Origin of the sequence: Legionella dresdenensis, from assembly GCF_042649825.1 — a bacterium.
GTDB lineage: Bacteria > Pseudomonadota > Gammaproteobacteria > Legionellales > Legionellaceae > Legionella_C > Legionella_C dresdenensis.
In genome coordinates, this window is record NZ_JBHSAB010000026.1 from 1 (window position 1) to 15,539 (window position 15,539).

The window sequence follows — 15,539 nt, forward strand, 5'->3', positions numbered from 1 at the left end:
AATCAATTTAATCCGCACGTTAGTTCAATCCCAAAGGATAAAAAAGAGGCGCTTTATTCGCAAATGCTTGTTCTTATCGCTTCCAATAAAGTCGGAAAGCGACCTGGACGGGTCGAACCCCGGGCTGTTCGCAAGAAAACCCAATCTTTCCCTATCCTAAAAAATCATAGAGCCATCGAGAAAGAAAAAATCTTGGACCAAAGAGCAAGGTCAATGGTTAATAATCAAGCAGCTTAAGGCAGCGCCATTGGGCTGTAAAGCCCAACACACAATTTTTCAATGAATAAACCATAAAAACGATGCTTGAAAAGACAGCTGGACTTAATATGGTCAGAATGTTATTATCTTGGTCTTAAAGCCATGCTAATTACGTTCGCATAGCTGTGATTACTCAACTTTAGGAAAAGCGATCATGTTTTTGAATAGAATTATTGGCGCGTTATTAGGTTTAATTTTATATCCTGTGCGATCAGTGTTAACAAATACCGTGATAATAGCTGCAACACTGCTAGGGGCTTCCTTATTGTTGATTGGTGCTCCTTTATGGGTAACGCTGGCACTGATAAAAGATGGTTTCATCATTTCTGGACTGATTGCAGGCGTAGCCACTGCAATAGGCATGAGTTTGGTTTTTGCGCCAGCTGCACTTGTTGCTCTTGGCACAGAACTCTTTTTGTCAATCAAGGATATTTTTTCTCAGGCCAGGAAAGGACTGACTCATGGATTTTCAACAGGTGTCATAACGGTATTAAGCACATTGTTCACACGTGACCATTTTATTTTTAGCGGTACACTGTCTTTGTTTGCTGACGAAAATAATGCCAGGAATCAAGGGAGCCTTGCCGTAAACAGAATTATTATACGGCGATCGCGGCGCGTGATGAATGCCAACGACTTGGCAGGTTTGGATGAACCGGTTGAAATGGATTTTACCCAACTTCAGGACGTAATACCGCCAGAGGCACGAAATAATCGAGCAGGGGTTGAGATCGGGTCGGATACACAGCCGGCTTCCCAGGCTTTTACTGAATTAACGGCAGAGGAATTGCTGTATGCCAAAGGGGCGTTAACATCAGACGCCAGTCGATACGAATCATTACTGAAAAAAATGAATGACCTTGATGAAGCGATTAGGAAAGGGCCTGATGCCGAGGGTGAGTTAGATGGTATTGATGATGAGTTGGTATACGGTTCAGTCTCCAAGCCTGCGTTATTTTTTCAATTGCAGGGTACGGGCGAAAACAAAAAAGTAGTTACCGGAAGTACATATATTATTAACGATCTTCCTAAAGAAAAAGGTGGGGTTCGCATGTGGTTCAGCACGAATGCTACTCATCCGCTAACTCGTCAACCCATTGACAAAAATACTTGTAGAATCCGTCCTTATACTGGCAAAGAGGATTGTTTCGAATTAACGGCACTGACAGTTAAAATTCGCGCTGCCTATCAAACTGCAAAGAGCGAGATGGATAGAGCCCCGGTTCAGATGGCTCAGCGCACGGGAAATTATGTCACACGTTTCTTACGTTTCTTCAGCAGACGAGTTGAACCCGCTCAACCAGAGCAAGAGCTGCAGGCTCAGACGCAACTACTCCGCGCCCCTTAGTTTGATCAACTATTATATTCATCTTTATGTTGGGTCGTTTGACCCAACATTTCCTGTTTAAATTGTATGTTGAGCTTGAAATATAGATTGTTTTGTTGGGTCAACGACCCAACCTACAGGATTTGATTACCCAAACTCATTCCCATTAAAGCATATTTTAAGTAGAATGGACGGCAATTTTTAAGGATTAGAGGTGGTTATGGCAGTAAATGTCCACACGATTGAATTCAATCAATTAGGTATGCATGATCTGGAGCAGGTTGGCGGAAAAAATGCTTCACTGGGTGAAATGATTAGTCACCTTTCCTCCGCCGGGGTTTCGGTGCCAACAGGCTTTGCAACTACCGCAGACGCTTTCCGGGAGTTTCTGTCGTCAGACGACCTGGACAAGAAAATCTATGAATTACTCTCTAATCTGGATACTGAAAACATTAACCAGTTAACAGCAACCGGTAAAGCAATCCGTGAACTGGTAGTATCTACGCCTTTCACTCCAGCTTTTGAAGCGGCTGTTTTTGATGCATACAATAAACTGGCTAAGACAATTGGTACAGAAGATTTCAGTGTTGCAGTCCGTTCATCGGCAACTGCCGAAGACTTGCCCGATGCTTCCTTTGCAGGGCAACAGGAAACCTTTTTAAATGTTCGAGGCTTTGCTTCTGTTCTTCATGCGATTAAAGAAGTATTTGCTTCCCTATTCAATGACCGCGCTATTGCTTACCGCGTTCACCATGGTTTTGCTCATCATGAAGTTGCGCTGTCGGTGGGTGTTCAGCAAATGATCCGCAGCGACCTGGCTGTGAGCGGTGTTATGTTCACCATGGATACTGAATCGGGATTTGAAGACGTGGTCTTTGTCACTTCGTCCTATGGCCTGGGAGAGATGGTTGTGCAGGGTGCGGTGAACCCTGATGAATTTTATGTTCATAAGCCGGGCTTACGGGCAGGCCGGCCGGCGGTTATTCGCCGTAACCTCGGCAGTAAAGCATTGCGTATGGTGTATTGCAATGATTTATTGAATGCCAAAACAGTCAAAACGGAAGATGTTGAATCTGAGCAGCGTTTGCAATTTTCCCTGACCAATGATGAAGTTGAGCAATTGGCCAGACAGGCATTAATTATCGAGCAGCATTATGGCAGGCCTATGGATATTGAATGGGCTAAAGATGGGGTTACCGGCCAATTATATATTTTGCAGGCCCGTCCAGAAACCGTAAAAAGCCGCGCCAGTAAACAGAAGCTTGAACGTTATTCTTTAAAAAAACATAGTGAAATACTGACCGAAGGCCGAAGTATTGGCCAGCGTATTGGCCAGGGTAAGGCGAAAATTATTCATGATATCAGTGAAATGCACCGGGTAGAGCCGGGGGATGTGCTGGTGTCTGACATGACGGATCCGGATTGGGAACCCATCATGAAACGGGCGGCGGCAATTGTAACCAATCGTGGCGGCCGTACTTGCCATGCGGCGATTATTGCCCGTGAGCTTGGTATTCCTGCAGTAGTTGGCTGTGGCGATGCCACCCGGGCAATTAAAGATGGCGATGAGGTAACAGTAAGCTGTGCTGAAGGCGATACCGGTTTTGTTTATCAGGGATTGTTGCCGATTGAGCGGGTAACGCTGGATGTTGATAATATGCCTGAGTTACCGATAAAGGTAATGCTCAATGTCGGTAATCCTGATCGCGCTTTTGCTTTTCAGGCAGTTCCCAATTCCGGTGTTGGTCTGGCAAGGCTCGAATTTTTAATTTCCAACTCCATAGGAATTCATCCCAAGGCATTGCTGCAATATGATTCCATACTCGATTTGGAACTAAAAGATTATATTCGTCAGAAAACAGCGGCTTATGCATCGCCTGTCGAGTTTTATATTGAGCGCCTGAAAGAAGGTATTGCAACCATAGCAGCCGCCTTTTATCCAAAACCGGTTATTGTCCGGTTGTCGGATTTTAAATCAAACGAGTATGCTAACCTGATTGGCGGTAAATATTATGAACCGCATGAAGAAAACCCTATGCTTGGGTTCAGAGGAGCTTCACGTTATGTTTCAACCGACTTTGCCGATTGCTTCGCGTTAGAGTGCCAGGCAGTGCGCCGCGTCCGTGAAGAAATGGGGCTGGATAATGTTGAGATTATGATTCCTTTTGTCAGAACCGTTAATGAGGCAAGCCAGGTAATCGATCTTTTGAAACAGCATGGCCTGGAGCGTGGAAAAAACAATTTACGGATTATCATGATGTGTGAATTGCCTTCCAATGCGCTGCTGGCAGAACAATTTCTGGAGTATTTCGATGGTTTTTCAATTGGCTCCAACGACCTTACTCAGCTGACGCTTGGTCTTGATCGGGATTCCGGATTGGTTGCGAACCAGTTTGATGAGCGCAATCAGGCGGTAAAAACTCTGTTGCATATGGCAATACAGGCTTGTAAAAAGGCAGGTAAATATGTTGGCATCTGCGGTCAGGGGCCTTCTGATCATCAGGATTTTGCACGTTGGTTAATGGATGAAGGCATAGATAGCGTATCTCTGAATCCTGATTCGGTGCTGGAAACCTGTCTGTTTTTGGCTAAAACGCGATGATGTCCGGTCACAGCCATGATCCGGCCGCAATGGTTATCCTGTGGGTAACGCTGATTTTCAGTTTTGCTATTGCCGGCCGCTATCTTGCCAAACGGTTCAATCAGCCTGGTGTTCTTGGCGAATTGTTAATGGGCGTCGTGTTTGGTAACGTCTGTTATCTGCTCGGCTCCCAATTAATTATCGTATTGCGGGAAGGCTCCGCGATTTACTCCATTCTACGCTCGATACTGGCTGATGTGCCGCTGCCGCAAGCAATTGCTGAAGCCATTCCTGATCCGGCGTATGCCAGGCAAATGCTGGAGGTATTAAGCGGGTCGGGCGGTATTGAATGCATCAAAGTCGGGTATATACTGGATATATTTTCCCGCTATGGCGTTATTTTTTTACTATTCATGGTTGGGCTGGAAAGTTCTGTCCAGGAGTTGGCTAATACCGGCAAGGAATCCTTGCAGGTTGCAGTGATTGGGGTGCTTGCGCCTACTGTTTTGGGATTTATTACCGCTGCTTTACTTATGCCGGAGGCAACTTATAAGGCTAATCTTTTTGTAGCGGCAGCCTTATCGGCAACCAGTATCGGCATTACTGCGCGGGTATTATCGGAAATGAAAAAATTACGTACCCGTGAAGCAAGAACCATATTGGGTGCGGCGATGATTGACGATATTCTGGGGTTAATTATTCTTGCTATCGTCAGCAGTATTGTTATCAGCGGGCAGGTTAATTTCGCAGCCATCAGCCAGATTATAATTCTGACCATTTTGTTTTTTGTTGTTGTACTGGTTGCAGGCCCCTGGGTATTAAAGAAACTGACGCGCTGTTTCCAGTTTCTGGCGCTATGGGAGGCCAAGCTTGCGGTATCCTTTATTTTTGTGATGTTTTTGTCATGGTTGGCAACGGTGGTGCAGCTTGCCTCGATCATTGGCGCATTCGCTGCCGGCCTTATCATAAAAGACCACTATTTTGCCGAACAGGAAAAAAACCATTCCCGCGCTCCGACTATCAAAGAATTGGTCGCGCCGCTTGAAGCCTTACTGGCGCCCTTATTTTTTATGCTGATCGGTATTCAGGTGAAGCTGGAAACCTTTTTGCATTGGCAGGTGCTGTTGATTGCCGGTGGTTTGATTGTGGCGGCTGTGGCAGGTAAATTAATCAGCGGTGTCGGCGGCAACCGGAAGGATGACAAATTATTAATCGGCATCGGCATGTTGCCGCGGGGTGAGGTAGGGTTAGTATTCGCTTCTATAGGCCGCACTATGGGCGTTATGTCTGATCAACTGTTTTCCGCTATTATCCTGATGGTAATCGCAACGACGATTATCACGCCGCCTTTATTAAAATCACGCTATCAGCGCCATGAACAGAGAAATGTGCAATGAGTCCAGATCAGAACCTAATCAGCCAGAACGTTAAAACCGCTCTGGCGGAAGATGTCGGCAACGGAGACGTCAGCGCAATGTTGTTGCCTGAGTCATTAATTGCCGAAGCAGAAATTATTTCCCGCGAGGCAATGCTTGTTTGCGGCCAGCCATGGGTTGAGGCTGTATTTCGCGAAGTGCAACCTGATGTTGTCATTGAATGGTTAGTCCGGGAAGGGGAGTGGTTATCTGAGCCAGCCTTATTGTGCCGTATTAATGGACCTGCCAGGGCAATTTTAACCGCTGAAAGAACGGCGCTTAATTTTCTGCAGACTATGTCTGCTACCGCAACCCGGACTTACCGGTTTGTAGAGCAACTGCAAGGCACAAAAACCAGACTGCTTGATACCCGTAAAACGCTCCCGGGTTTGCGTTATGCACAGAAATATGCGGTTAAATGCGCGGGCGGAACTAATCACCGAATGGGATTGTATGATGCGTTCCTGATTAAGGAAAATCATATCAAGGTCTGTGGTTCTATCAGCGTGGCGATAAAGCAGGCGCGCTTGCTGAATCCGGAATTATTTGTTGAAGTAGAGGTTGAAACGCTGGCGGAGCTTCAGGAAGCGCTGTTAGCCGGACCGGATCGCATTTTACTTGATAATTTTTCTAATGATATGCTTAAGGAAGCGGTTGTCATTAATCAGGCTTATGGTTGTCTGTTGGAGGCTTCCGGCGGAATTGATCTTGATACGATTAGAGCCGTGGCAGAAACAGGAGTCGATTTTATTTCGACCGGTGCAATTACCAAATCGATCAGGGCTATTGATTTAAGCTTATTGGTAAAAGTCGTAAAGCAGATTACTTAAATCAGTTTAACATGAGGCATTATTCAGCTATGACTATGAAAATTGTTTTTACCGGTGGTGGAACAGCAGGCCATGTAACGCCAAATTTTGCCTTGATTGATGCAGTACAGGCTGAAGGCTGGCAGGTTGATTACATTGGTTCGCTAGCCAGTGTTGAACAGGATTTGGTAACCAGAGCAAAAATTCCGTTTCATGCTATCCAGTCTGGTAAGCTGCGCCGCTATTTCAGTTGGAAGACTTTTATCGAGCCTTTTAAAATCGCAACCGGCATTTGCCAGGCGTTTTTTCTATTACGAAAACTACAGACTGATGTTGTTTTTTCCAAAGGTGGTTTTGTTGCTTTCCCAGTGGTATTTGCCGCCTGGTTAAACCGTATTCCGGTTATTGCCCATGAATCCGATATGACCCCTGGACTTGCCAATAAATTGAGCTTTCCCTTTGTCGATCATATTTGTCTGGGGTTTGAACCGGCACAAAGCCACTTCAAAAATAAAGAAAAAATAACTGTTACCGGCACGCCTATTCGAGCGCAATTGTTTAAAGGTTCAAAACAGCGGGGGCTTGAGTTTTGTGGTTTTACCCAAGAGAAACCCTGTTTATTAATCATGGGCGGCAGTCAGGGGGCGGCCAATTTAAACCGCGCTGTCAGGCAGGCTGCTCCCAATCTGCTTGAGCGCTATCAGATTATTCATTTATGCGGTAAAGGTAAATTGGATAACAGCATGAATGGGCAAAAAGATTACTATCAGCTTGAGTATGCCAATGAACAATTACCCGATCTGCTGGCAGCCAGCGACATCATTATATCCCGGGCTGGTGCGAACGCAGTCTGTGAAATTCTGGCTTTGCAAAAGCCCCATGTGCTGGTACCAATTTCCGCCAAGGCAAGCCGGGGCGATCAAATCCAAAATGCCCGTTATTTTCAAAAACAGGGTGTTAGCGTTGTAGTTGCTGATGACGAATTAAGCTCTGAACGGTTATGCGCCGCTGTTGACGACGTCGAAAACCGCAAAGGCGAGATTATATCTATTATGAAGGCACTGGATAGCCAGCAATCCGCGATAGAAAAGATTGTGGTAACGATTAAGGAGCAACTGCATGCTGAATCCCCTAAAGCTGTTTGAATTCGTTGAAACCCAATGGCAAAGTCAAATTCTGCCCAGTCTGATTGACTACATAAAAATCCCCAATAAATCGCCTCATTTTGATGCAGATTGGGAACAGCATGGTTTTATGGATCAGGCTGTATCACATGTTGCCGGCTGGTGTGAAGCGCATGCGCCAATTGGAACAACGATGGAGGTAGTTCGCCTGCCGGGCAGGACCCCCTTAATCTTTATGGAAATACCTGGCGATTCGGAAGAAACCGTATTGTTATATGGCCATCTGGATAAACAGCCCGAAATGAGCGGATGGCAGGAAGGGTTAGGTCCGTGGCAACCGGTTCTGAAAGACGGCAAATTATATGGACGCGGCGGTGCAGATGATGGTTATTCGGCCTATGCGTCGCTGACTGCTATCAATGCCCTGAAAGAGCAGGGCTTAAGCCACGCACGCTGTGTAGTGATTATTGAAGCATGTGAGGAAAGCGGCAGTTATGATTTGCCTTATTACATTGATGCCTTGAAGCAGCGCATTGGAGAGCCGTCTTTAATCATTTGTCTGGATTCAGGAGCTGGTAACTACGAACAATTATGGATGACAACCTCATTGCGGGGAAATATTGTCGGTGAATTGTCGGTTGAATTGTTAACGGAGGGCGTCCATTCCGGCTATGGCAGTGGAATTATCGCCGATAGTTTCAGGGTTGCCAGACAGTTGCTGGATCGCATCGAGGACAAAGCTACCGGCGAAATTAAATTGCCGGAGCTATTTTGTGAAATACCAGAGGAGCGGGTCAGGCAGGCACAGGCCTGTGCTGAAGTTTTGGGTGCGCGGGTTTATACCAGTTTTCCGTGTCACGAAGGGGTTGAGCCGCTTACTGACGACAGTGCTGAACTGATCCTGAACAGAACCTGGCGGCCAGCCCTGACTGTCACGGGTGCAGATGGCTTACCGGCTATCTGTAATGCGGGTAATGTACTGAGGCCGAAAACTGTTTTGAAGCTGTCCATGCGCTTGCCTGCTCTGGTTAATCCTGCCAAAGCTGCCGAGGCGATGGAAAAGATGTTGACTGTCGAGCCGCCTTATAACGCAAAAGTCAATTTCAAAATAGACGATAGAGCACCAGGCTGGCATGCGCCGCTTCTGGCGGATTGGTTTGCCAAAACGGTAAACGATGCGTCGATGTTATTTTACAATAAACCGGCGGTTTATATGGGCGAGGGCGGCACTATTCCGTTTATGGGCATGCTGGGAGAGAAATTTCCGCAGGCTCAGTTTATGATAACAGGTGTGTTAGGGCCGAATTCAAATGCGCATGGACCTAATGAGTTTCTTCATTTGGATATGGTTAAAAAACTCACTGCTTGTGTGTCTTATGTGTTACATCAGCATTGTAACGCCCACCATGGTGCCTGATTCAAGGCCGAGTGTTGGGCTTCACAGCCCAACCTACCATATTGGAACCGTAAATTAATGTAGGTTGGGCTGTAAAGCCCAACAACGGTACTTGATTCCGGATTCTCGACAGTTAGATAAAATACTGACATACTCTGCATGGTCCAATCAATATGGAGAAAATAATGAAAAAAATATTGCTTGCGTTAGCAATAGCTGCTGCTTTTCTTTCCTATCCTCTTGGCGCAACCACAACGGTACTCATTGAAGATAGCATTACGCCGATTAATCTGAATACGGTAAATGCCAAAGTTCTGTCTAAATCATTTCGCGGAATTGGAGTTAAGCGTGCCGCGGCAATTATCAAATACCGTGATAGCCATGGCCGCTTTAAAACGATTGATGAACTGGGGCTGGTACCGGGAATTAGCAAGAATTTTGTCAGAATTCATTACGAAGAATTAAAAAAAGCATTCGTGCTGTAGGTCACTGCCAATAAGTGAGGGATTGTGTCATTCCCGCGAAGGCGGGAAGCTATTTCTCAAGTTGACTCTTTACCTTGTTTGTTGGATGGATCCCCGCCTTCGCGGGGATGACAAATTTACCTGCTTAATGGTAGTGTGCTGTAGGTTGAGTCGGTTCGATCTAACCTGCAAATCATATTCCTGTCAAAAGGTACATTATAAATGCAATTTGCAACCGAATACTAACCACAAAAAAAACTTTACAAAAGATCAGTCGATTTTTATCCAAATATAGGATAAAGTACTCGCCAAAAAAAGAACGAGGTATTATTGCTCATGCTCAGGAAATTAAGGGGAGTTTTCTCCAACGATTTATCAATTGATTTGGGAACGGCCAACACATTGATTTATGTCAGAGATAGAGGGATTGTCTTGAACGAACCTTCTGTAGTTGCACTAAGGAACGAGTCAGGGCAAAAGCGTGTTGCTGCGGTTGGGCTTGAGGCAAAACGCATGCTGGGAAGAACGCCTGGCAATATTAATGCCATCCGTCCAATGAAAGACGGCGTGATTGCAGACTTTTTCGTTACTGAAAAAATGCTCCAGCATTTTATTCATAAAGTGCATGAAAATAAATTCCTGCGTCCAAGTCCGCGGGTATTGGTTTGTGTACCATGCGGTTCAACCCAGGTTGAGCGAAGGGCGATTCGTGAATCTGCCATGGGTGCCGGGGCGCGTGAAGTATTCCTGATTGAAGAGCCTATGGCTGCTGCGCTGGGTTCTGGTATGCCAGTTGAAGAAGCCAGCGGCTCAATGGTTGTGGACATCGGCGGCGGCACTACTGAAGTTGCGATTATTTCCCTGAGTGGAATTGTTTACCACCAGTCAGTACGTATTGGCGGCGACAAGTTTGATGATGCAATCGTTTCTTATGTTCGCCGTAACTATGGCACGTTGATTGGTGAAACAACGGCGGAACGTATCAAACATGAAATTGGTTCTGCGTTCCCAAGCCGGGATCTGTTCGAAATTGAAGTTCGCGGACGAAATCTTGCAGAAGGTGTGCCGCGTAGCTTTACATTGACCAGCGCTGAAATTCTCGAAGCATTACAAGAGCCGCTTTCTGGTATTGTTGGCGCGGTAAGAGCCGCATTGGAGCTTGCTCCGCCTGAGCTCGCCGCTGATATTGCCGAGCGCGGAATGGTGCTGACTGGTGGTGGTGCGTTACTGAAAAATATGGATACGCTTTTAATGGAAGAAACAGGACTTCCTGTTCTTGTCGCAGAAGATCCACTCACTTGCGTAGCTCGTGGTGGCGGTAAGGCTCTCGAAACCATGGACTTGCGCGGTGGTGATTTCCTCTCAACAGAATAATTCCAGAAGCAGGCTTTTTACCAGAGGCAGACAGCGGCCAGTTAGCTTTGTGTTTGCCTCGGTGCTTGCTATCGCCCTCATGTTTTTCGATTACCACTACAAATACCTGGATAGTGTTCGTAGCGGATTTTCTTTTATTGTTTCTCCCCTGCAGTATGCAGTTGATTACCCGGTGCGGGTTATCGGCTGGTTTCAGTCCCTGGTCAAAGCGAAAACCGAGTTAATTAACGAAAATATGCAGTTGCGCTACCAACAGACAATGCTGGAAGCTGAACTTCAACGTTTAATGGTCATTAAGCAGGAAAATTCCCAGTTGCGTGAATTGCTGTTAACCTCATCCAAAGCAAAAATGAAAGGAATGGCTGCCCAGATCCTGGCTGTTGACACCACCTTGTCGCGTCAGTTGCTGGTAATAAACAAAGGCAAGCGGGATGGCGCCTATACCGGACAGCCCGTACTTGATGCCAAGGGAGTGATGGGGCAGATCATTGACGTTGGTTATATGACCAGTACCGTTTTACTGATTACCGATTCCAAAAGTGCAGTTCCTGTCCGTAATAACCGTACCGGTGAACGGGCCATTCTGGTTGGTTTAAACAATATAAGCCAGTTATCGCTGGTGAATCTGCCGCGTACCTCCAATATTGAAAAAGGCGATTTGCTGGTAACCTCGGGGCTGGGCAGGCTTTATCCTGAAGGTTACCCGGTAGGGCAGGTAATTAACGTGAGCAGTGTACCTGGCGAAGCATTTATCAAAGTTGATGTCAGCCCGATTGCCTTATTAAACCGTAATCGGTTAGTGCTATTAATCTGGCCAGGCAAAGAGCAGGCGGCGCTTACAGCCCAGATTAACGAGCGCATGAATGCTGCTGGAGCGATGTCATGAATTCTTTAAGTATTCGTCTTTTAATTAGCTTACTGCTCGCTCTGGCATTGACGATTTTACCTATGCCGGAAATATTGGTCATGATTAGGCCAGCGTGGGTTTTATTAACCGTACTTTATATCCAATATTACCTTCCTGAGCGGTTTAATATTGCAATTTTGTTCGTTCTTGGGTTGGTGATGGATGTTTTATTGGCCACGGTTATGGGCGAGCATGCCTTTGCTTTATCGATAGCGAGCTGGTTGGCGAGCAGTAAGGCGCGGCGTTTCCGCTTGTTTTCTATTAGCCAGCAAATGGGGTTGATTGGGGTTTTCTGCTTCCTTTACCAGGTAATTATCCTGACTATCGATGGATTTCTTGGCTTTCATGCCAGTTTTTTCAGTGCGATCGGCTGTGCGTTAAGCAGCGTCATGTTATGGCCCTGGATTCGCTTAATCGCTGAAGATTTGATATTGCCTCAGGCTTATTATCAAAAATAAACTGATTTACTTCAATATGGCAATATCAACCCGCAAAGGTTCATCTTCATTGACCACAAGATTTATTGTCCTGATTTCTTCAATTTCCGGATTATGTTTAATCGGATGAAATTCAAATACTATTTGGGGTAATGACAATTTGGATGGGCCGGGAAGCGTCGTTTTTAAATTGCCGCCTGTCATGTTGGTTATTTCGCTCATGGTATCGGCAATATCCTGGCGGCTAACTTCATTGATATCGATCGAAAAAATTTGTGCCGATACTTTCGAAACGGTTTGCTGGCTACAGTATAGATGAATAATACAGCTCCAGTCACCACTAATTGCGATTGCACCAGTTAACGATAACTTGCTTTCATCAGCGCCCAGTTTGGCAGTCTTAATAGGCATCGAAAACATGGTATCCCAGAGATTAGTGACGATTTCGGTAATTTGCCCGTTTAATCTATCCATTGTGTGTTCCCTTTTACACTAAAGAATAAACCTTCTGTTGCAGTATAGTAATTTTTGACTATTACTTCCAGTTTGCACAATTTTTCTTTTTATCGTCTATATTTGGTAAATAGAGACTGCGTGAAAAAACAACCTGCAATGGAATAATAATGAACGAAGAAATTGATGGTTATGATGAAATTGTCAAAGAATTTTTAGCAGAATGCACAGAGCACCTGGATACTTTAGACAATGGTTTTGTCGTTATTGAACAAAACTCTTCTGACAGAAAAACATTGGCAGAAATTTTTCGCTCTATCCACACCATTAAGGGTGGCGCCGGAATGTTGGCTTTTCAAAAATTGGAAAAAGTCACCCATGCTGCGGAAAGTTTATTGTCATTACTTCGTGACGGCAAACTGGAGTTAAATTCTCAAATCATAACAACCTTGTTACGCTCAGTGGACGTGGTGAGAGAAATGCTTAATATTATTTCTGTCACAAGTTTTGATGGTGATGATGAACATGAGGAGTTGATTGCGGATTTGTTGCGATTGCAGACACCGCAACCAGCGGAACAACCGAAACAGTCCAAATCGCGAAAATCGAAGCAATCCAGGCAGCCGCAAAAACCTGAACAATCGACTATTCCGGCTCAAAATATCCATGTTGAATCGATTGAGGACGAGACGGCAAGCGAGGCTGAACAGGAACCTGAGATCCAGTTAAGCTATGGGGCTGAGCCTGAAAACAAGGATTTTATTGAGACTCAGTCTACTGAAACACACGAGGAGTATCCTAAAATGGACATCCCTTCTCTGTCAGTTAATAGCGGTGCCGAAAGCGAACAATCTTCTGATATGAAAAACACGGCAGTAATAGATGCCACTATACGAATAAATGTTGATTTACTCGATAAGTTGATGAATTTGGTTGGCGAACTTGTTTTATCACGCAATCAGATTCTGCAGTTTATTTCGGCAATATCCGATTCCAGCTTCATTGCAGTATCACAACGCTTGAATTTAATTACCTCAGAGTTACAAGAGGGGGTAATGAAAACACGCATGCAGCCTATTGGTAATGTATGGAGTAAATTCACCCGAATTGTAAGAGATCTTGCTACCACTTGTAATAAGCGGGTTAACCTGGTGATGTATGGTAAAGAAACCGAGTTGGACAAGACACTGATTGAAGCGATTAAAGATCCGTTAACACACATCGTAAGAAATTCAGTTGATCATGGCATCGAACTGCCGGAAAAACGCCGTCTCGCCGGAAAACCCGAAGAAGGTACAATTACCTTAAAGGCTTATCATGAAGGCGGGCACGTTAATATTGAAATCCATGATGATGGCGGCGGGCTGTCTGCTGAAAAAATTAAAGGAAAAGCGCTTGAAAAGGGGCTTATAAGTGCTGATCAAGCCGCGCGAATGAGTGAACGGGATGCACTAAACCTGGTTTTCCTCCCCGGTTTTTCCACTGCTGAAAAAGTGACCAATATTTCTGGCCGCGGCGTAGGTATGGATGTAGTCCGTACTAATATTGAGCGGATTAACGGCACAATAGAATTACAAAGCAAATTAGGTTGGTCTACAACGATCAAGATAAAGATTCCATTAACATTGGCGATTATCCCGGCCTTAATAATTACCTGCCAGGGCAATCGTTATGCCATACCGCAGATTAGCCTGCTGGAACTGGTTCGCCTGGAGCCTGACGAGATTGATAATAATATTCAGTATATTAAAGATGATCCAGTGTATAAACTGCGAGGAAAATTATTACCGCTGGTTTATTTAAATAAAGAGCTGGAATTAGCCGGCGGTGTAGTCGGCAGAAATAATGAATCGATTAATATTGTTGTTTTACAGGCAGGCGAGACTGAATTTGGTTTAGTTGTCGACAGTATTACTGATACGCAGGAAATTGTCGTTAAACCATTAAGTAAGTTATTACGTAATCAGCAGGTATTTGCCGGCGCTACGATTATGGGTGATGGCAAGATCTCATTAATTCTTGATGCCGTGGGCATTGCGCGAAAAGCAGGACTGCTTTCAACCTCCATGGATGCTAATAAAATTAACAGGAAAAACGAAGATCAGGAAAATAAATTGGAAAAACAAACCCTGCTTCTTTTAAGCGCAGGTACAGCTAACCCTATGGGTGTTCCGTTAGAAAAAGTGGATCGCATCGAAGAGTTTTCTACGGAGACGATTGAGTTAATCGGGGCTCAGGAAGTTGTGCAATATCGAGACTCTATTATGCCGCTTGTTCGCCTTAATAAATTTATGAGAGCGAATGGTTCAATGGTTATTGATGACAAAAAAGTGCAGGTAATCGTGCACTCCAATGGTTCACATAATTATGGGTTAGTTGTTGATCGGGTTTATGACATTGTTGAAGGAGCTTTCCGATTTGATAAGGACATTAGGCGTCCAGGTGTTATAGGGGCTTCAGTCATTGAGGATAAAATAACAGAAATCCTGGATATTGAAGCAATTATGCGTGATGTATTGCCTGCGTATTACCAACAGTCCGCTAAGGTGCAATCATGACAGCAGAGAGAAAAATCTGTACTTTCTATGTGCATAACTTTTTCTTTGGTATTGATGTATTTAAAATTCAAGAGGTTATCCGCTTTCAGGAAATGACGCATGTTCCCCTGGCAAGCGATGTTATCAGCGGCTTAATTAATATGAGAGGCCAGATTGTTACTGCAATAGATATGCGTAAACGCCTTGATTTTCCTCCTGCCGAAGAAAAACCGACAAATATTATCGTTCGTACTGATGATTCACTAATTAGTCTGCTAGTTGATGGCATTGGCGATGTTATTGATATTCCCGAGGATAAATTTGAATCGCCGCCGGAAAATGTAAAAAGCAGTTTTCAGCAATTTTTAAAAGAAGTATGTCAGTTAGATAAGCAGCTATTGTTAATACTGGATATTGAACAATTATTAAAAATAGCAATGTAGAAGCTGGGCCAGGT

General features: G+C 44.8%; 13 protein-coding genes and 1 pseudogene. 13 read left to right on the forward strand and 1 reads right to left on the reverse strand.

Annotated elements, in window-relative coordinates; genetic code table 11:
* The 11 genes and pseudogenes from ACFORL_RS10960 to mreD form a co-directional block, all read left to right on the forward strand.
* Positions 1 to 237 (forward strand): annotated as a pseudogene (locus ACFORL_RS10960) (hypothetical protein); the annotation flags it as partial.
* A 175-nt stretch (positions 238 to 412) separates the two neighbouring features.
* Positions 413 to 1,606 carry a hypothetical protein gene (locus tag ACFORL_RS10965; protein ID WP_382343952.1) on the forward strand — a complete coding sequence of 398 codons (1,194 nt, stop codon included), beginning with the start codon at positions 413 to 415 and terminating at the stop codon, positions 1,604 to 1,606.
* Between the two features lie 199 nt (positions 1,607 to 1,805).
* Positions 1,806 to 4,187, forward strand: a complete 2,382-nt coding sequence (gene ppsA / locus ACFORL_RS10970; protein WP_382343954.1) for a phosphoenolpyruvate synthase — start codon at positions 1,806 to 1,808, stop codon at positions 4,185 to 4,187.
* The gene (locus tag ACFORL_RS10975) at positions 4,184 to 5,563 is read left to right on the forward strand and encodes a cation:proton antiporter (RefSeq protein WP_382343956.1); all 1,380 of its coding nucleotides are present in this window, start codon (positions 4,184 to 4,186) and stop codon (positions 5,561 to 5,563) included. Before ppsA ends, ACFORL_RS10975 begins: the two co-directional genes overlap by 4 nt.
* Positions 5,560 to 6,411, forward strand: coding sequence for a carboxylating nicotinate-nucleotide diphosphorylase (gene nadC, locus ACFORL_RS10980; RefSeq protein WP_382343957.1), 852 nt, complete (start codon positions 5,560 to 5,562; stop codon positions 6,409 to 6,411). The genes ACFORL_RS10975 and nadC overlap by 4 nt, the downstream gene beginning before the upstream one ends.
* Before the next feature lie 29 nt (positions 6,412 to 6,440).
* Positions 6,441 to 7,535 (forward strand): undecaprenyldiphospho-muramoylpentapeptide beta-N-acetylglucosaminyltransferase, encoded by a 1,095-nt coding sequence (locus tag ACFORL_RS10985; protein ID WP_382343959.1) that lies wholly within the window; start codon positions 6,441 to 6,443, stop codon positions 7,533 to 7,535.
* Positions 7,510 to 8,931, forward strand: a complete 1,422-nt coding sequence (locus ACFORL_RS10990; protein ID WP_382343961.1) for a M20 family metallopeptidase — start codon at positions 7,510 to 7,512, stop codon at positions 8,929 to 8,931. The genes ACFORL_RS10985 and ACFORL_RS10990 overlap by 26 nt, the downstream gene beginning before the upstream one ends.
* A 164-nt stretch (positions 8,932 to 9,095) precedes the next feature.
* Positions 9,096 to 9,395, forward strand: coding sequence for a ComEA family DNA-binding protein (locus tag ACFORL_RS10995; protein ID WP_382343963.1), 300 nt, complete (start codon positions 9,096 to 9,098; stop codon positions 9,393 to 9,395).
* Between the two features lie 315 nt (positions 9,396 to 9,710).
* Positions 9,711 to 10,748 (forward strand): rod shape-determining protein, encoded by a 1,038-nt coding sequence (locus ACFORL_RS11000; protein WP_382343965.1) that lies wholly within the window; start codon positions 9,711 to 9,713, stop codon positions 10,746 to 10,748.
* The gene (mreC, locus tag ACFORL_RS11005; protein ID WP_382344069.1) at positions 10,726 to 11,634 is read left to right on the forward strand and encodes a rod shape-determining protein MreC; all 909 of its coding nucleotides are present in this window, start codon (positions 10,726 to 10,728) and stop codon (positions 11,632 to 11,634) included. The genes ACFORL_RS11000 and mreC overlap by 23 nt, the downstream gene beginning before the upstream one ends.
* Positions 11,631 to 12,113, forward strand: coding sequence for a rod shape-determining protein MreD (gene mreD, locus ACFORL_RS11010; RefSeq protein ID WP_382343967.1), 483 nt, complete (start codon positions 11,631 to 11,633; stop codon positions 12,111 to 12,113). Before mreC ends, mreD begins: the two co-directional genes overlap by 4 nt.
* Before the next feature lie 6 nt (positions 12,114 to 12,119).
* Here the strand turns inward: mreD and ACFORL_RS11015 are convergent, their stop codons facing one another.
* On the reverse strand, positions 12,120 to 12,566 hold the full coding sequence (locus tag ACFORL_RS11015) for a chemotaxis protein CheX (protein WP_382343969.1): 447 nt from the start codon (positions 12,564 to 12,566) through the stop codon (positions 12,120 to 12,122).
* A gap of 149 nt (positions 12,567 to 12,715) precedes the next feature.
* Between ACFORL_RS11015 and ACFORL_RS11020 the strand changes: the two genes are divergently transcribed.
* Both ACFORL_RS11020 and ACFORL_RS11025 read left to right on the forward strand, forming a co-directional pair.
* A complete protein-coding gene (locus ACFORL_RS11020) occupies positions 12,716 to 15,103 on the forward strand; it encodes a chemotaxis protein CheA (RefSeq protein ID WP_382343971.1) in 2,388 nt (795 codons plus the stop codon).
* The gene (locus tag ACFORL_RS11025) at positions 15,100 to 15,525 is read left to right on the forward strand and encodes a chemotaxis protein CheW (protein WP_382343973.1); all 426 of its coding nucleotides are present in this window, start codon (positions 15,100 to 15,102) and stop codon (positions 15,523 to 15,525) included. Before ACFORL_RS11020 ends, ACFORL_RS11025 begins: the two co-directional genes overlap by 4 nt.
* The last annotated feature ends 14 nt before the right edge of the window (positions 15,526 to 15,539 follow it).